This window comes from Streptomyces zinciresistens K42, from assembly GCF_000225525.1.
Lineage (GTDB): Bacteria > Actinomycetota > Actinomycetes > Streptomycetales > Streptomycetaceae > Streptomyces > Streptomyces zinciresistens.
Window position 1 is genome coordinate 1 of record NZ_AGBF01000164.1, and the last position, 15,737, is coordinate 15,737.

The 15,737-nt window shown below is 72.7% G+C and carries 17 protein-coding genes; 9 read left to right on the plus strand and 8 right to left on the minus strand.

All coding sequences use genetic code 11. From position 1 onward, the window contains the following. A partial coding sequence (locus SZN_RS28885) for an alkaline phosphatase family protein (protein ID WP_007501980.1) occupies window positions 1-1,694 on the plus strand: 1,694 nt, incomplete at its 5' end. A 12-nt stretch (window positions 1,695-1,706) separates the two neighbouring features. Here SZN_RS28885 and dusB read toward each other — a convergent pair. Further along, a complete protein-coding gene (gene dusB / locus SZN_RS28890; protein WP_007501981.1) occupies window positions 1,707-2,849 on the minus strand; it encodes a tRNA dihydrouridine synthase DusB in 1,143 nt (380 codons plus the stop codon). A gap of 64 nt (window positions 2,850-2,913) precedes the next feature. Between dusB and SZN_RS28895 the strand changes: the two genes are divergently transcribed. The 3 genes from SZN_RS28895 (at window position 2,914) to SZN_RS28905 (ending at window position 5,420) form a co-directional block, all read left to right on the plus strand. Next, complete coding sequence (locus SZN_RS28895; RefSeq protein ID WP_043733719.1) at window positions 2,914-4,359, plus strand: MFS transporter; 1,446 nt, start codon at window positions 2,914-2,916, stop codon at window positions 4,357-4,359. Window positions 4,360-4,581: 222 nt separating this feature from the next. Continuing rightward, on the plus strand, window positions 4,582-4,800 hold the full coding sequence (locus SZN_RS28900; protein ID WP_007501984.1) for a hypothetical protein: 219 nt from the start codon (window positions 4,582-4,584) through the stop codon (window positions 4,798-4,800). Beyond that, window positions 4,797-5,420 (plus strand): GNAT family N-acetyltransferase, encoded by a 624-nt coding sequence (locus SZN_RS28905; RefSeq protein WP_007501986.1) that lies wholly within the window; start codon window positions 4,797-4,799, stop codon window positions 5,418-5,420. The genes SZN_RS28900 and SZN_RS28905 overlap by 4 nt, the downstream gene beginning before the upstream one ends. Window positions 5,421-5,424: 4 nt before the next feature. Here the strand turns inward: SZN_RS28905 and SZN_RS28910 are convergent, their stop codons facing one another. The 3 genes from SZN_RS28910 to SZN_RS28920 form a co-directional block, all read right to left on the minus strand. Next, complete coding sequence (locus SZN_RS28910; RefSeq protein WP_007501988.1) at window positions 5,425-6,024, minus strand: TetR/AcrR family transcriptional regulator; 600 nt, start codon at window positions 6,022-6,024, stop codon at window positions 5,425-5,427. A 41-nt stretch (window positions 6,025-6,065) separates the two neighbouring features. Further along, window positions 6,066-7,073, minus strand: coding sequence for an aldo/keto reductase (locus SZN_RS28915; protein WP_043733723.1), 1,008 nt, complete (start codon window positions 7,071-7,073; stop codon window positions 6,066-6,068). A gap of 226 nt (window positions 7,074-7,299) precedes the next feature. Beyond that, window positions 7,300-8,682, minus strand: a complete 1,383-nt coding sequence (locus SZN_RS28920; RefSeq protein WP_007501992.1) for a glycine--tRNA ligase — start codon at window positions 8,680-8,682, stop codon at window positions 7,300-7,302. Window positions 8,683-8,844: 162 nt separating this feature from the next. Here SZN_RS28920 and SZN_RS28925 point away from each other — a divergent pair, with 162 nt between their 5' ends. Genes SZN_RS28925 through SZN_RS28940 form a run of 4 tightly spaced genes read left to right on the plus strand, consistent with a single transcriptional unit; the run spans window position 8,845 to window position 11,964 of the window. Next, on the plus strand, window positions 8,845-9,789 hold the full coding sequence (locus tag SZN_RS28925) for a metal ABC transporter substrate-binding protein (RefSeq protein WP_007501994.1): 945 nt from the start codon (window positions 8,845-8,847) through the stop codon (window positions 9,787-9,789). A gap of 8 nt (window positions 9,790-9,797) precedes the next feature. Beyond that, window positions 9,798-10,598: a metal ABC transporter ATP-binding protein gene (locus SZN_RS28930; protein ID WP_007501995.1), complete on the plus strand. Its 801-nt coding sequence runs from the start codon at window positions 9,798-9,800 to the stop codon at window positions 10,596-10,598. Next, window positions 10,586-11,551: a metal ABC transporter permease gene (locus tag SZN_RS28935; RefSeq protein WP_007501996.1), complete on the plus strand. Its 966-nt coding sequence runs from the start codon at window positions 10,586-10,588 to the stop codon at window positions 11,549-11,551. Before SZN_RS28930 ends, SZN_RS28935 begins: the two co-directional genes overlap by 13 nt. Further along, window positions 11,548-11,964 carry a Fur family transcriptional regulator gene (locus SZN_RS28940; protein ID WP_043733727.1) on the plus strand — a complete coding sequence of 139 codons (417 nt, stop codon included), beginning with the start codon at window positions 11,548-11,550 and terminating at the stop codon, window positions 11,962-11,964. Before SZN_RS28935 ends, SZN_RS28940 begins: the two co-directional genes overlap by 4 nt. A 69-nt stretch (window positions 11,965-12,033) precedes the next feature. On the opposite strand, the gene SZN_RS28945 is transcribed toward SZN_RS28940, so the two are convergent. The 4 genes from SZN_RS28945 to SZN_RS28960 are packed head-to-tail and all read right to left on the minus strand — an operon-like array spanning window position 12,034 to window position 14,566. Then, the gene (locus SZN_RS28945) at window positions 12,034-12,873 is read right to left on the minus strand and encodes an isoprenyl transferase (RefSeq protein WP_007501998.1); all 840 of its coding nucleotides are present in this window, start codon (window positions 12,871-12,873) and stop codon (window positions 12,034-12,036) included. Between the two features lie 45 nt (window positions 12,874-12,918). Next, window positions 12,919-13,665, minus strand: a complete 747-nt coding sequence (gene recO, locus SZN_RS28950) for a DNA repair protein RecO (protein ID WP_007501999.1) — start codon at window positions 13,663-13,665, stop codon at window positions 12,919-12,921. Window positions 13,666-13,669: 4 nt separating this feature from the next. Further along, window positions 13,670-14,320, minus strand: a complete 651-nt coding sequence (locus SZN_RS28955; protein WP_050815134.1) for a DUF1266 domain-containing protein — start codon at window positions 14,318-14,320, stop codon at window positions 13,670-13,672. 30 nt (window positions 14,321-14,350) lie between these two features. Further along, entirely contained in the window at window positions 14,351-14,566 is a 216-nt protein-coding gene (locus tag SZN_RS28960) for a hypothetical protein (protein ID WP_007502001.1), read from the minus strand. A gap of 316 nt (window positions 14,567-14,882) precedes the next feature. Here SZN_RS28960 and SZN_RS28965 point away from each other — a divergent pair, with 316 nt between their 5' ends. Beyond that, a complete protein-coding gene (locus SZN_RS28965) occupies window positions 14,883-15,716 on the plus strand; it encodes a helix-turn-helix domain-containing protein (RefSeq protein WP_007502002.1) in 834 nt (277 codons plus the stop codon). Window positions 15,717-15,737 lie beyond the last annotated feature (21 nt).

The window sequence follows — 15,737 nt, forward strand, 5'->3', positions numbered from 1 at the left end:
CGCCGGGACCGGGCGTCCGGGGGCCCGCGGCGCGGCTCCGCGCCCTGCGGGAGCGACACCCGCTGGCCGCGCGGGGACCGCGCGCGGCGACCACCGTGCTGGCCGCCGCCCTGGTCCTCGGGGCGCTGGTGCTGCCGAACACGCTCGACGGGCTGCGCCCGGACCGGTTCGCGCGCATCCCGGCCGAGGCGATCCTCGGGGCCGTGGTGATGCTGTGGCTGCCCCGGCGGCCCCGGCTGGCGGCGGCGGTGCTGTCCGGAATCGGGCTCACGGTGCTGACCGCGCTGAACCTGCTCGACATGGGGTTCAACGAGTATCTGGGCCGGGGTTTCAACGCGGCCCTGGACTGGGACCTGCTCCCGGACGCCCGGTCCTACGTCGCCGACACGCTGAGCAGTGGCGCGGCGACCGCCCTCGCCGCGGGTGCCGTCGTCGCGGTCCTGCTGCTGGCGGTGGTCATGACCGCGGCGACCCTCCGGCTGGGCGGGCTGCTGGCCCGGCACCGGGCCCGCACCGCGCGGGGCGCGCTCGTCGCCTGCACCGTGTGGATCACCTGCTCCGCCCTGGGTCTCCAGGCGTTCGGCGCGCCGGTCGCCTCCGACCGCGCCGCCGGGGCGCTGAAGGCGCACGCGCGGCGGGCGGTGGACTCGCTGCGGGACGAGGCCGCCTTCGCGAAGTCGGCCGAGGACGACACCTTCGGCGCCACCCCGCCGGATCAGCTGCTGCCGGCCCTGCGCGGCAAGGACATGGTCTTCGCGTTCGTCGAGAGCTACGGGCGCAGCGCGATCGAGGACCCGGTGACGGCGCCCGGCGTGGACCGGACGCTGGACGCGCGCACCGGGGCGCTGGCGAAGGCCGGCTTCCGCGCCAGGAGCGGCTGGCTGACGTCGGCGACGTACGGCGGCAGCAGCTGGCTCGGGCACTCCACGGCGATGTCGGGGCTGTGGATCGACAACCAGCGCCGCTACCGGACCGTGACGGCCGGCGACCGCCTCACCCTCACCAAGGCGTTCCGCAAGACCGGGGCCTGGGACACGGTGGGGGTCATGCCGGGGGTGCAGAAGGGCTGGCCCGAGTCGCGCTGGTACGGCCTGGACAAGGTGTACGACGCCTTCCGACTGGGCTATCGGGGGCCGAAGTTCAGCTGGTCGACGATGCCGGACCAGTACGCCCTGGAGGCGTATCAGCGCCGGGTCCGCGAGCAGCGGCGGGACAGGCCGCTGATGTCCCTGCTCATCCTCACCTCCAGCCATCAGCCCTGGGCGCCGATCCCGCGGACGGTCGGCTGGGACGATCTCGGTGACGGTTCCGTCTTCGCGGGCATCGAGAAGGCGGGCAGGAAGGCGTCGGACGTCATCACCGACACCACCGCCTCGCGCGAGGAGTACGGCAGGTCCGTGCGGTACTCGGTCACCAGCCTCACCCAGTGGCTGGAGCGCTACGGCACCGACGACACCGTGCTGGTCCTCCTCGGCGACCACCAGCCCATGGCGCGGGTGAGCGGCAACCGCGCGAGCCGGGACGTGCCGGTCTCGCTCGTCGCGAAGGACCCGAAGGTCCTGGACCGGATCGCCGGCTGGGACTGGACCGAGGGGCTCAGGCCCGCGAAGGACGCCCCGGTGTGGCGGATGGACTCCTTCCGCGACCGCTTCCTGACCGCCTTCGGCTCCACCCCGCGCCCCTCGAAGGGCTGAGCGGTGCCCGGATCAGCCGCCGGAGGTGTCCAGTTCGGCGTCCTCGCCGACGCCCGCGCAGTCGTAGGGGTCCTTCAGCCAGCCGTCCGGCAGCACCACCCGGTTGTTGCCGGACGTACGGCCGCGCGGGCCGTCGGCACCGGCCGGCCAGGGCTGGTCGAGGTCCAACTCGTCCAGTCCGGCGCGCAGTTCCCGGAGCGAGGAGGTGATCGCGAGCCGCTTGCGCATCTCGGAGCCGACCGCGAAGCCCTTCAGGTACCAGGCGACGTGCTTGCGGAAGTCGACGACGCCGCGCGCCTCGTCGCCGATCCACTCGCCGAGCAGCGTGGCGTGGCGGACCATGACGTCGGCGACCTCGCGCAGCGCGGGGCGGGCGACGGCCTCGCCGCAGCCTTCGAGGACGGCGACCAGGTCGGCGAACAGCCAGGGCCGGCCGAGGCAGCCGCGGCCGACGACGACGCCGTCGCAGCCGGTCTCGCGCATCATCCGCACGGCGTCCCCTGCGGACCAGATGTCGCCGTTGCCGAGCACGGGGATCTCCGGCACGTGCTCCTTCAGCCGCGCGATCGCGTCCCAGTCGGCGGTGCCGCCGTAGTGCTGGGCGGCGGTGCGGCCGTGCAGGGCGATGGCCGTCACGCCCTCCTCCACGGCGATGCGGCCGGCGTCGAGGAAGGTGAGGTGGTCGTCGTCGATGCCCTTGCGCATCTTCATCGTGACCGGCAGGTCGCCCGCCCCGGTGACGGCCTCCCGCAGGATCGCCCGCAGCAGGTTCCGCTTGTACGGCAGGGCCGAGCCGCCGCCCTTGCGGGTCACCTTCGGCACGGGGCAGCCGAAGTTCAGGTCGATGTGGTCGGCGAGCCCCTCGTCCGCGATCATGCGGACGGCCTTGCCGACGGTGGCCGGGTCGACGCCGTACAGCTGGATCGAGCGCGGCTTCTCGGTCGCGTCGAAGTGGATCAGCTGCATGGTCTTCTCGTTGCGCTCGACCAGCGCCCGGGTGGTGATCATCTCGCTGACGAACAGCCCCTTGCCGCCGCTGAACTCCCGGCACAGGGTGCGGAAGGGCGCGTTGGTGATCCCGGCCATGGGGGCCAGGACGACGGGCGGCTGGACGGTGTGGGGGCCGATGGTCAGGGGCGGGGCGGTCGTGGGCATCCCCCCATTGTCCCGTACCGGAACGGGCGGGGCGACATTCATTAGTTAGGCGTACTATTCAAGGATGCCGGAGCTCAGCCACCGCCGCCGGATGCTGGTGCTCGCCATCTGCTGCATGAGCCTGCTGATCGTGAGCCTGGACACCACGGCGCTCAACGTCTCCCTGCCCGCGCTCCAGCGCGGCCTGGGCGCGAGCACCTCGGGCCTGCAGTGGACGATCGACGCCTACACCCTGGTCCTGGCCTCCCTGCTGATGCTGGCCGGCTCCACGGCGGACCGGATCGGGCGCAGACGCGTCTTCGTGACCGGCCTCGTGCTGTTCACCGTCGGCTCGGCCCTGTGCTCGCTCGCGCCCACCCTGGACTGGCTGATCGTCTTCCGGATGATCCAGGCGGTCGGCGGCTCCATGCTGAACCCGGTCGCCATGTCGATCATCACCAACACCTTCACCGACCCGCGCGAGCGGGCGCGGGCGATAGGGGTGTGGGGTGCCGTGGTCGGCCTCTCGATGGCGGCGGGCCCGCTGGTCGGCGGCCTGCTGGTGGACTCGGTCGGCTGGCGCGCGATCTTCTGGGTCAATCTGCCGGTCGGCCTGGCCGCCCTCGTGCTCACCCTGCGCTTCGTGCCCGAGTCGCGGGCGCCCCGGGCCCGCCGCCTCGACCCGGTGGGCCAGCTCCTGGTGATCGTCCTGTTCGGCTCGCTGACGTACGCGATCATCGAGGCCCCGGCCGCCGGGGCCGGGACGGTCCTGCCGTTCGCGGCGCTCGCCCTCGCGGCGCTGCTCGGCCTGCTGTGGTACGAGCCCCGGCGGGCGGAACCCCTGATCGACCTGCGCTTCTTCCGCTCGGCGCCGTTCAGCGGGGCCACCCTGATCGCGATCGGGGCGTTCGCGGGGCTCGGCGGGTTCCTGTTCCTGTCGACGCTGTACCTGCAGAACGTCCGCGGGCTCGACGCGCTGCACGCGGGGCTGTGGATGCTGCCGATGGCGGTGCCGATGTTCCTGTGCGCGCCGCTGTCCGGGCGGCTGGTGGGCAATCGGGGGCCGCGGCTGCCGCTGCTGGTCGCCGGGGTCGCGATGACGGCGGCCTGCGCGCTGTTCGCCGTGTTCCGCGCCGAGACCTCCGACGCGGTGCTGGTGCTCGGCTACGCCCTGTTCGGCATCGGGTTCGGGTTCGTCAACGCCCCGATCACCAACACGGCGGTGTCCGGGATGCCGCGGGCGCAGGCCGGGGTGGCGGCGGCCGTCGCGTCCACCAGCCGCCAGCTCGGCCAGACCCTCGGGGTGGCCGTGGTGGGGGCGGTGCTGGCGGCCGGGGTGGGCACGTCGGCCTACCGGGAGTCGTTCGTGCGGGCCGCGGGTCCGGCCTGGTGGGTGCTGACCGGGTGCGGGCTGCTGGTGCTCGTCGTGGGGGCGCTGACCAGCGGGCGCTGGGCGCGCGGGACCGCCGAGCGCACGGCCGGGATGCTGGCGTCCGCCGGGACGCGCGAGACGCCGAAGGCGTCCGTCTGACCCGCGCCCGCCGCGCGCCGAAGGCGTCCGTCTGACCCGCGCCCGCCGCGCGCCGAAGGCGTCCGTCTGACCCGCGCCCGCCGCGCGCCGACGCCGACGGGTGGGGCAACTCGCCGTTCCCGGCCCCCTGTTGATGTTGGTATTGCTGCACACTCCTTGCTGCGCGGGTCTCGTACACGCAAACCGCCCGCGCACTCGCTGTCCTCGGACGCTGGAGGCGTCATGCCGGAGATCAGCACGAGCAAGGTGAGCCGCCGGGACCAGCACGGGCGCGAGCACGTCGTACAGGTGCGGCGCAGGGGAGCGCAGCGCACGATCCGCTGCGAGACGTGCGGCTGGCGCAGGGCCGCGCAGTTCCTGCCGTGGCTGAAGGCGGAGGAGCATCTGGCGCAGGCCCACCGGGCGACGGTGGACCCGGCCGGGACGCGGTCCGGGCGATGACCGGTATCCGCCCCTACCGTCCCGGGGACCGCGAGGCGGTCGAGGACATCTGTGTGCGCACCGCCCACGCGGGCGGCGACAGCCGGCCGCACTACGCCGACCCCGGTGTCTTCCCGGCGGCCTTCGCGACGCCGTACGCCGTCCTGGAACCGGATCTCGCCTTCGTCCTGGACGACGGGCGGGGGCGGGCGGTGGGCTATGTGGTGGGCGCCGCGGACACCCCGCGCTTCGTGGCGGAGTACCGCGCGAGGTGGCTGCCGTCCGTCGCCGCCCGCTATCCGGAGCCGTCCGGGCCGGCCGCCACCCCGGACGAGGAGATCGCGCTTCTGCTGCACACCCCGGAGCGGATGCTGGTCCCCGAGGTCGCGCGCTACCCGGCCCATCTGCACATCGACCTGCTCCCCCGCTGGCAGCGCCGGGGCCACGGCCGGGCCCTGATGGGCACGCTGTTCGCGGCCCTGCGGGGCAGGGGGGTGGCGGCCGTCCACCTCACCATGCTGACGGCCAACACCCCCGCGCGGGCCTTCTACGACCGCCTGGGCTTCCATGTGGTCTCGGTCCCGGACCCGGGGCCGGTGACCTTCCTCGGGCGCGCGACGGACCCGCCCGGCGGCCGGTGACGGCTCAGTCGCGGGCCCGCAGCCCCCGCAGCAGGAGGTCGACCACGGCACGGAAGTCGGACTCCGCGCCCGGCTTCTCCCACTCCCCGGCGTAGTGCGGGTCGTGGAAGCGGTCGGTCGCGCGGAAGACGGCGCCCGCCGCCGTGGCCGGGTCCTCCGCGGCGAAGGCGCCCGCCGCGACCCCGGCGCGGACGATCTCGGTGAGCTGGCCGGTGAGTTCGGCGATGTGCTCGCCGACGACCGTCTCGGCGGTCTCGGTGGTCAGGACGGTGTACGTGGCGAACAGCTCGGGGTCGTCGAACGCCTTGCGGCGCTTGGCGGCGAACAGGGCCGTCAGCCACGCCCGCAGCCGCGCCGCCGGATCGGTGCCGGGTTCGGCGACGATGTCCGCGAGCAGCAGCGTCGTGCGGTCCAGCCACCGCTTGGTGACGGCCTCGCGCAGCGCGGCCTTGGTGCGGAAGTGCCGGTAGACGCTGCCGTGGCTGACGCCGAGCGCGCGGGCCACGTCGACCACGGTGGCCTTGGCCGGGCCGTGGCGGCGCAGCACCTCCTCGGTGGTTTCGAGGATGCGCTCGGCGGTCAGGGGCTGGGGCGTCGGTGACATGTCCTAGACCGTACCGGGCCGTCTCGCGGCGGTCAGGGCCGCTACCGGCTCCCGAGGTGGGCCATCTGCGGGGCCGGGTAGCGGTCGCCCGCCGCCGCGTCCGCGGGCACCGCCCGCTCGATCGCCGCGAGGTCGGCGGCGTCCAGCGTGACGTCGAGCGCGCCCAGCGACTCGGTGAGCCGCTCGCGGGTGCGGGCGCCGACGAGCGGCACGATGTCCTCGCCCCGCGAGAGCACCCAGGCGATGGCGGTCTGGGCGACGGAGACGCCCTTGCGCGTGGCGATCTCGCGCAGCGCCTCGACGAGTTCGAGGTTGTGGCGGAGGTTGTCGCCCTGGAAGCGCGGGGAGCGGGCCCGGAAGTCGTCGGCGGCGAGCTGCCGGTCGGGGGTGAAGTGGCCGGAGATCAGCCCGCGGGAGAGCACGCCGTACGCCGTGACGGAGATGCCCAGTTCACGGGTGGTCGGCAGGATCGACTCCTCGATGCCGCGGGAGATCAGGGAGTACTCGATCTGGAGGTCGGCGACGGGCGCCGTGGCGGCGGCGCGGCGGATGGTGTCGGCGCCGACCTCGCTCAGGCCGACGTGGCGGACGTAGCCCTTCTCGATGAGTTCCGCGATCGCGCCGACCGTCTCCTCGACGGGGACGTCGGGGTCGAGCCGGGAGAGCCGGTAGACGTCGATGTGGTCGACGCCCAGGCGCTGGAGGGAGTAGGCGGCGAAGTTCTTCACGGCCGCGGGGCGGCCGTCGTAGCCGAGCCAGTCGCCGTCCGGGGTGCGCAGCGCCCCGAACTTCACGCTGAGCAGCGCCTTCTCCCGCAGGGCGGCGGGGGCCGTGCGCAGGGCCTCGCCGACCAGCAGTTCGTTGTGGCCCATGGCGTAGAAGTCGCCGGTGTCGAGCAGGGTCACGCCCGCGTCCAGCGCGGCGTGCACGGTGGCGATCGACTCGGTCCGGTCGGCCTCGCCGTACAGGGCGGACATGCCCATGCAGCCGAGGCCGAGGGCGGAGACACGGGGGCCGGTGGTGCCGAGGGGGCGGGTTCGCATCGTCATGCCTCCACCCTGCCCCAACAGATGACAGATTTCAATATCTGTCATCTGTAACTTGTCAGCCACCCCCGCGCGTCAGCGGGCACGGCGGCGGCGGACGGCGGCAGCCCGACGGCACTCGCGTGCGCGTGCGCGGCCTCTTCGCGACCCCGCACGCCCCCGCGGCGAAAACGACCGAGTCCCCGCGCCCTCCGAGGAGGGCGCGGGGACTCGGCGGGGTCCGGGCCGGTCAGCAGCCGACGAGCCGCGCGGCCAGGTAGCCCTCGATCTGGTCGAGGGAGATCCGCTCCTGCTTCATCGTGTCGCGCTCGCGCACCGTCACGGCGTTGTCCTCAAGCGTGTCGAAGTCGACGGTCACGCAGAACGGGGTGCCGATCTCGTCCTGGCGGCGGTAGCGGCGGCCGATCGCGCCCGCGTCGTCGAACTCGATGTTCCAGTTCTGCCGCAGCGCCTGGGCGAGGCCCTTGGCCTTCGGGGAGAGCTCGGGGTTGCGCGACAGCGGGAGGACGGCCACCTTCACCGGGGCGAGGCGGTGGTCGAGGCGCAGCACGGTCCGCTTCTCCATCTTGCCCTTGGCGTTGGGCGCCTCGTCCTCGACGTAGGCGTCGAGCAGGAACGCCAGCATCGCGCGGCCGACACCGGCCGCGGGCTCGATGACGTACGGCGTCCAGCGCTCGCCGGCCTCCTGGTCGAAGTACGACAGGTCCGTGCCCGACGCCTTGGAGTGGGCGCTCAGGTCGTAGTCGGTGCGGTTGGCGACACCCTCCAGCTCGCCCCACTCACTGCCGCCGAAGCGGAAGCGGTACTCGATGTCCGCGGTGCGCTTGGAGTAGTGGGAGAGCTTCTCCTTCGGGTGCTCGTACCAGCGCATGTTCTCCTCGCGCAGGCCCAGTCCCGTGTACCAGTTCCAGCGCTGCTCCATCCAGTACTCCTGCCACTGCTCGTCCTCGCCCGGCTTGACGAAGAACTCCATCTCCATCTGCTCGAACTCGCGGGTGCGGAAGATGAAGTTGCCGGGCGTGATCTCGTTGCGGAAGGACTTGCCCATCTGGGCGATGCCGAACGGGGGCTTGCGCCGCGAAGTGGTCTGCACCTGGCCGAAGTTGGTGAAGATGCCCTGCGCGGTCTCGGGGCGCAGGTAGGCGACGGAGCCGGAGTCCTGCGTCGGGCCGAGGTGCGTCGACAGCAGGCCCGAGAACTGCTTGGGCTCGGTGAACTGGCCCTTGTTGCCGCAGTTGGGGCAGTTGACGTCGGCGAGGCCGTTCTCCGGGAGGCGGCCGTGCTTGGCCTCGTACGCCTCCTCCAGGTGGTCGGCGCGGAACCGCTTGTGGCAGGAGGTGCATTCGGTCAGCGGGTCCGTGAACGTGGCGACGTGACCGGAGGCGACCCAGACCTCGGGGGCCAGGATCACGGACGAGTCGATACCGACGACGTCCTCGCGCGAGGTCACCATGTAGCGCCACCACTGGCGCTTCAGGTTCTCCTTGAGCTCGACACCCAGCGGTCCGTAGTCCCAGGCGGCGCGCTGGCCGCCGTAGATCTCACTGCACGGGAATACGAAGCCACGGCGCTTGCTCAGGCTGACGATGGTGTCGATCTTGTCGGCGGCCACGGTGCTCTCTTCATTACGACGACGGGCGACGAAGCGAGGCGCTTCACAGCGAATGCCTCAGCGTACCGGCGGGGGCTCCCTCTCAATCAAATCGGTGGCGCTCCGCGGACCGTGACCAGCACTTGTTGACAACGGTTTCCATCGAACCTGAAAATGACTGTCATGAACGTACGACGATCCCTCCTGTCGGGGGCGGCCCTGGCGGCCGTCGCCACCCTCGGTGCCGGCCTGCTCACCGCCTGTTCCACCGCCGGCGCGACCCCGGCCGGCACGGAGAAGTTCGACGTCGTCGCGTCGTTCTACCCGATGGCGTTCCTCGCCGAGCGGATAGGCGGGGACCACGTGAACGTGACCACGCTGACCGAGCCCGGCCAGGAACCGCACGACCTGGAGATCAGCGCCCGGCAGCGGGCCCGGCTGGAGGTCTCCGACGCGGCCCTCTACCTCAAGGGACTCCAGCCGTCCGTCGACGACGCCGTCGGGCAGACGGACCTGAGGACGAAGATCGACGCGGCCTCGCTGACCCGGCTGAGGGACCAGCGCGGCACCGGGCACGCGGACGGGGGCGGCCGCTCCGGCGCGCACGCCCCCGACCCGCACGTCTGGCTCGACCCGGTCAAGTACGCCCAGATCGCCGAGGGCGTCGCCCGCGCCTTCGAGAAGGGCGACCCGGCGCACGCCGCCGACTACCGCAGGAACGCCGAGGCGCTGACGCTGCGCCTCAAGGCGCTGGACAGGCGGTTCGCCGAGGGGCTGAAGCACACCCGGACCAAGGTCGTCCTCACCCAGCACGCCTCCTTCGGCTATCTCGCCGACCGCTACGGCCTGCGCCAGGAGGCGGTCGCCGGCACCGACCCGGAGGGCGAGCCGAGCCCGGCCCGGATCAGGGAACTGCGCGACGAGGCCCGGACCGACGCGGTGACCACCGTGTTCCACGAGACGCTGGTGTCGGACAGGGCGGCGAAGACCCTCGCCTCCGAGGCCGGCCTGCGGACCGCCGTCCTGGACCCGGTCGAGGGCATCACCGGCGCCTCCCGCGGCAGGGACTACTTCGCCGTCATGGAGGCCAACCTCACCGCCCTGCGGTCCGCCCTGGGGGCGAGGTGAGCGGCCCCGTGGCGGACACCGTGACCGAGACCGTCGCCGCCCTGCGCGGCGTGCACGCCGAACGGGGGGCGCGCCCCGTGCTGCGCGGCGTCGACCTGGCCGTGCGCCGCGGCGAGGTGGTGGCGCTGCTCGGCGCGAACGGCTCCGGCAAGTCCACGGCCGTACGCGCCCTGATCGGGCAGGTGCCCGTCAGCGCGGGCGGGATCGAGCTGTTCGGCACCCCGCGGTCCCGCTTCCGCGACTGGGCGCGGGTGGGCTACGTGCCCCAGCGCACGACGGCCGCGAGCGGGGTGCCCGCCACGGTCGGCGAGGTCGTCTCCTCCGGCCGGCTCTCCCGCGCCCGCCTCGGCGTCCTGCGCCGGGCCGACCGCGCGGCCGTGACCCGCGCCCTGGAGCTGGTCGGCCTGGCCGACCGGGCGAAGGACTCCGTGAACGAGCTGTCCGGCGGCCAGCACCAGCGGGTGCTGATCGCCCGCGCGCTGGCCGGCGAACCCGAACTGCTGATCATGGACGAGCCGATGGCGGGCGTCGACCTGGCCAGCCAGGACGTGCTCGCCCGCACCCTCCGCGAGCAGGTCGCGGACGGTACGACGGTCCTGCTCGTCCTGCACGAACCGGGGCCCCTGGAGCCCCTGATCGACCGGGCGGTCGTCCTGCGGGACGGCCGCGTGCTGCACGACGGCCCGCCGCCCGCCGCCGTCGGCCGGCACGCGCTGCCCGGCCACGACCACGTACACCCGCACGCGCCCGACGACCCCGACGGCGCGGCGCAGAACCGGACGGGGCCGCTGAGCCGATGGAACTCCTGAACTACGCCTTCATGCAGCGGGCCCTGCTCGCCGCCGTCCTGGTCGGCGTCACCGCGCCCGCCATCGGCATCTACCTGGTCCAGCGGCGCCAGGCGCTCATGGGCGACGGGATCGGGCACGTCGCGATGACCGGCGTCGGCCTGGGCTTCCTGCTGTCCTGGTCACCGGTGTGGATGGCGACGGCGGTCTCCGTGCTGGGCGCGGTCCTCATGGAGCTGATCCGCTGGTACGGCCGCACCCGCGGCGACATCGCCCTCGCGATGCTCTTCTACGGCGGCATGGCCGGCGGCGTCCTGTTCACCAACCTCGCGCCGGGCGGCTCCAACGCCGGCCTGATCTCGTACCTCTTCGGCTCGCTGTCCACGGTGAGCGAGTCCGACGTCACCGCGATCCTGCTGCTCGCCGCCTTCGTGGTGCTGGTCACCCTGGGGCTGCGCCGGCAGCTGTTCGCGGTGAGCCAGGACGAGGAGTTCGCCCGGGTCACCGGCCTTCCGGTGCGGGCGCTGAACCTGCTGACGGCGGTCACGGCGGCGGTGACGGTGACCGTCGCGATGCGGGTGGTGGGGCTGCTGCTGGTGAGCGCGCTCATGGTGGTGCCGGTGGCGGCGGCCCAGCAGCTGACCCGCGGTTTCGCGGCCACGTTCGCGCTGGCCGTGGCGATCGGGGTGACGGTGTCGATCGGCGGCACGGTCACCTCGTACTACCAGGACGTCCCGCCGGGCGCGACGATCGTGCTGCTGACCATCGGCGCGTTCCTCGCGCTCACCGCGCTGGCCGCACCGCTCGCCCGGCGCAGGGCCCGCGCCCTGGCGGCGGCCCGGTCGGCGGACGATCCCCCGGAATGCGCTGTTCCGGCCGGTACGGGGAAGACGGGCGAGGTCGGGGGCCGACCGGCCACGGGCCGGGCTGGCACAATGGCCCGGCAAGGCGCAGACGCGAGGAGGCAACGGTGACTACCGCAGGACCGCCCGTGAAGGGCCGATCCACCCGGCAGCGTGCGGCCGTGGCGGCGGCCCTTGACGAGGTCGACGAGTTCCGCAGCGCGCAGGAGCTCCACGACATGCTCAAGCACAAGGGCGACTCGGTCGGGCTCACCACGGTCTACCGCACCCTCCAGTCCCTCGCCGAGGCCGGCGAGGTGGACGTCCTGCGCACCTCCGACGGCGAGTCGGTCTACCGGCGCTGCTCGTCCGGCGAGCACCACCACCACCTCGTCTGCCGGGTCTGCGGCAAGGCCGTCGAGGTCGAGGGGCCGGCCGTGGAGAAGTGGGCCGACACCATCGCCGCCGAGCACGGCTATGTGAACGTGGCGCACACCGTGGAGATCTTCGGCACCTGCGCGGACTGCGCGGCGGCCGACGACTGACCCCCCGCACAGCGCCCGGCGGGCCCCGCTCCACCTCGTGGCGCGGGGCCCGCCGCATGGTGTGCGGGGTCAGCCCTCGTGCGGGCGGCCCTCCAACGCCCGGAGCACCTCGTTCGGGACGGCCCCGCCGAAGCGCCGGTCGCGCGAGGCGAACTCCACGCAGGCGCGCCACAGGTCACGCCGGTCGAAGTCCGGCCACAGCACGTCCTGGAAGACCATCTCCGCGTAGGCGCTCTGCCACAGCAGGTAGTTGGAGGTGCGCTGCTCGCCGCTGGGGCGCAGGAACAGGTCGACGTCCGGCATGTCCGGGTAGTACAGGTACTTCGCGAAGGTCTTCTCGCTGACCTTGGACGGGTCGAGCCGCCCGGCGCGCACGTCCTCGGCCATCGCCTGCGCGGCGTCCGCGATCTCGGCCCGCCCGCCGTAGTTCATGCAGAAGTACAGCGTGAGCCGGTCGTTGTCCTTGGTCTGCTCCTGGGCGATCTGGAGCTCCTTGGCGACCGACTTCCACAGCTTGGGCATCCGGCCGACCCAGCGCACCCGGATGCCGAGCGCGTCGAGCTGGTCGCGCGTCTTGCGGATGAAGTCGCGGTTGAAGTTCATCAGGAAGCGCACCTCGTCCGGCGAGCGCTTCCAGTTCTCGGTGGAGAAGGCGTAGAGCGAGATGGACCCGACGCCCATCTCGACGGCGCCCTGGAGGACGTCCAGCACCCGCTCCGCGCCCACCTTGTGGCCCTCGGTGCGCGGCAGGCCCCGCTCCTTGGCCCAGCGGCCGTTCCCGTCCATGACGATCGCCACGTGCTTCGGGACCAGCTCGCCGGGCAGCTTCGGCGCGCGGGCGCCGGACGGATGCGGCTCCGGCGTCCTGTACTCGCGGCGCCGCCGCCCGAGGAACCCACTCACGGCCATGTACCTCTCGTCTCCCTTGCTTCCCCGCTCGTGCTCGCGGCGCGCCTACTTCTCGACGTACCGCAGGGAGCGCAGTCCGCGCTCCAGGTGCCAGTGCAGATACGCGGACACCAGTCCGCTGCCCTCCCGGACGTACCGCGGCTCGCAGCCGTCCGCCGTCTCCCAGTCCCCCGTGAGCAGGGCCCCCAGCAGCTCCAGGGTCCGCGGCGACGGTACGACGCTACCGGGCGCCCGGCAGTCGGCGCAGACCGAACCCCCGGAGGCCACCGAGAAGAAGCGGTTCGGGCCCGGCATACCGCACTTCGCGCAGTCGCCGAAGCTCGGCGCGTAGCCGTTGACGGCGAGGGAGCGCAGCAGGAACGCGTCGAGCACCAGGTGCGGCTCGTGCTCGCCGCGGGCGAGCGTGCGCAGGGCGCCGACCAGGAGCAGGTACTGCTGGACGGCGGGCTCCCCCTCGTGGTCGGTGAACCGCTCCGCGGTCTCCAGCATGGCCGTCCCGGCGGTGTAGCGGGCGTAGTCGGTGACGATGCCGCCGCCGTACGGAGCGATGGTCTCGCTCTGGGTGCACAGCGGCAGCCCGCGCCCCACCAGCTCGCTCCCCCGGGCGAAGAACTGCACGTCGACGTGGGAGAACGGTTCGAGCCGGGCGCCGAACTTGGACTTCGTGCGCCGCACGCCCCGGGCCACCGCCCGCACCCGCCCGTACTTGCGGGTGAGCAGCGTGATGATCCGGTCCGCCTCCCCCAGCTTCTGGGTGCGCAGCACGATGCCGTCGTCGCGGAACAGGCTCATGGCCTCATTGTCGCGTACGCCGGGACGGGGACGGCGACGGTGTGTGGTCGGGGTCGCGTATGGCGTCCCAGGGGGCCAGGTTCCACGGGCTGGCCCGGTTCGCCGGGTCGAGCAGGGAGCGCAGATGCGCGTCGGCGACGGCCTGCGGGGCGGCGGCGGCCTCGTCGTCGGTGCCCCGCAGGCCGTCCCGCCACACCTGCCGTCCCAGCAGGTAGTGATCGGCGTACTCGCGCCAGGAGCCGTACGTCCCCGCCACCGACGGCACGATGTTCTTCAGCGCGGTCCAGGCGTCGCCCTCGCCGATCAGTCCGCAGGCGAAGCCGCGGCGGGCGATGTCCGTGTACAGTGCGGCGTCCCAGGCGAGCGGGGCGACGCCGGTGAGCCGGCGCGCGCGGGCCCGGTAGCCGACGCGCGACAGCTCGTCGAGCCGGGCGACCAGCTCCCCGCGCGAGGTGATCCCCCACTGCTCGGCCAGCCTGCGCCGGGCGCCGTCGTCGTCGACGCGCGCGTAGGGGTAGAGCGTGGTGCGCGAGACACCCCGGTCACGGCCCACCGGCGCGCTGAGCGAGACCATCCACAGCTGGTGCGCGGTGAGCGGCACGGGGTAGCGGCGGACCGCCTTCGGGCCCCGCCGTCTCCCTCTCCACCACACCATGCCGCCGCACCCTATGCGCCCGCCCCCGTGTCAGGGAACCTCCCCCCGGCTGCGGGCGTTCGCGTACGCCGTCGCCGCGCGCAGCCGCTCCGCGGGCGTGGCGGTGCGCAGCTCCGCCGGGTCGGCGTCCCACTCCCGGCCGCCGCCGTAGGGCCGCAGCTGGACGTACGGCCCCTCGTGCCCCATCACCACGCCGAGCCGGCCCGAGCGGGCGTCGAAGACGTACGACCCGACCGCCCGCCTCATCGCAGGGCCGCGGCGAGCCGGCGCGCGGTCTCCGTCGAGCACCGTCCCAATTCCACGAGCGGGCACGGTGCCTCACGCGCGAGACCCACCGGATCGACCCGGAGCGTCGGGAGCGTGATTCCCGCTTTCGCCAGTGCCGCCCGCAATTCCTCCACCACTTCCTCCGCTTCTTCGGCGCAGTGCGCCGAGTGCCGTGCCGTCACGTTGTTCCCTCCCCTTCGCGTTTCACGCTTTGCGACTCCATGGTGACCCGCACGGCCTAGACTCGGCAGCAATTCGCGCCCTACAAGTGCGGCGCTGTACAGGGGGTTTGACCATGGCCAACGGTTCACGTCACGCGGCGTGGGAGTTCTTCGGCGCGGAGCTGAAGAGGCGCCGCGAGAACGCCGGAATCACCCAGGCGGAGTTGGGTTCGCGGGTATTCGTGTCCGGCGGCTACATCGGCCAGTTCGAACAGGCGATTCGCAAACCACAACTGGACGTGGCCCAGCGGATCGACGAAGCGCTGCAAACCGACGGTATTTTCGAACGACTGTGGCGAAAGCTCATCAAGGAGCAGCCGTACACCGAGTACTTCGCGCACGCGGCGGAACTGGAGAGGCTCGCGACGGAGATCTGCGAGTTCGCTCCCATGGTGATCCCGGGGCTCCTCCAGACGCGGACGTACGCACGGGCCATCTTCCTCGCCAACCAGCCGCTGGCCGCCGATGAGTACGTCGAGGAGCTGCTCAAGGGCCGGATGGACCGGACCCGGCTCCTTGCGGATGCCACACGGCCCGTGTACTGGGCGGTGCTGCACGAGGCGGTCTTACGCGTTCCCGTGGGCGGCCCCATGGTCATGGCGCATCAGCTGGACCACATCGCGCAACTGGTGCGGGAGCGCAAGCTGGTGTTGCAGGTGCTGCCGTTCGCGGCGGGAGCGCACCCGGACATGGGCAAGATGATGAAGCTCATGGAGTTCGAGGACGCCCCGCCAACTGTCTATGCAGAAGCGGTGTTTTCGGGCCGCCTCCTGGACGAAACAGCTGTGGTGAAGCGGGTACGGGCGTCATACGATCTGATCAGGGCAGCCGCGTTGTCACCGGAGGCATCCCTGGCCCTGATCGAGTCGGCAGCAGAGGACCACAGACGATGCGTGAGTACGACCTGAACAACGCTTGCTGGCACAAGA

Bases quoted from the DNA above. Each gene is read 5' to 3' on its own strand.
- dusB (WP_007501981.1), bottom strand. From the start codon at position 2,849: ATGCCCACGACCGCCCCGCCCCTGACCATCGGCCCCCACACCGTCCAG.
- recO (WP_007501999.1), bottom strand. From the start codon at position 13,665: ATGAGCCTGTTCCGCGACGACGGCATCGTGCTGCGCACCCAGAAGCTG.
- SZN_RS28925 (WP_007501994.1), top strand. From the start codon at position 8,845: ATGAACGTACGACGATCCCTCCTGTCGGGGGCGGCCCTGGCGGCCGTC.
- SZN_RS28945 (WP_007501998.1), bottom strand. From the start codon at position 12,873: ATGGCCGTGAGTGGGTTCCTCGGGCGGCGGCGCCGCGAGTACAGGACG.
- SZN_RS28935 (WP_007501996.1), top strand. From the start codon at position 10,586: ATGGAACTCCTGAACTACGCCTTCATGCAGCGGGCCCTGCTCGCCGCC.
- SZN_RS28900 (WP_007501984.1), top strand. From the start codon at position 4,582: ATGCCGGAGATCAGCACGAGCAAGGTGAGCCGCCGGGACCAGCACGGG.
- SZN_RS28955 (WP_050815134.1), bottom strand. From the start codon at position 14,320: ATGGTGTGGTGGAGAGGGAGACGGCGGGGCCCGAAGGCGGTCCGCCGC.
- SZN_RS28915 (WP_043733723.1), bottom strand. From the start codon at position 7,073: ATGACGATGCGAACCCGCCCCCTCGGCACCACCGGCCCCCGTGTCTCC.
- SZN_RS28905 (WP_007501986.1), top strand. From the start codon at position 4,797: ATGACCGGTATCCGCCCCTACCGTCCCGGGGACCGCGAGGCGGTCGAG.
- SZN_RS28960 (WP_007502001.1), bottom strand. From the start codon at position 14,566: ATGAGGCGGGCGGTCGGGTCGTACGTCTTCGACGCCCGCTCGGGCCGG.
- SZN_RS28965 (WP_007502002.1), top strand. From the start codon at position 14,883: ATGGCCAACGGTTCACGTCACGCGGCGTGGGAGTTCTTCGGCGCGGAG.
- SZN_RS28910 (WP_007501988.1), bottom strand. From the start codon at position 6,024: ATGTCACCGACGCCCCAGCCCCTGACCGCCGAGCGCATCCTCGAAACC.
- SZN_RS28895 (WP_043733719.1), top strand. From the start codon at position 2,914: ATGCCGGAGCTCAGCCACCGCCGCCGGATGCTGGTGCTCGCCATCTGC.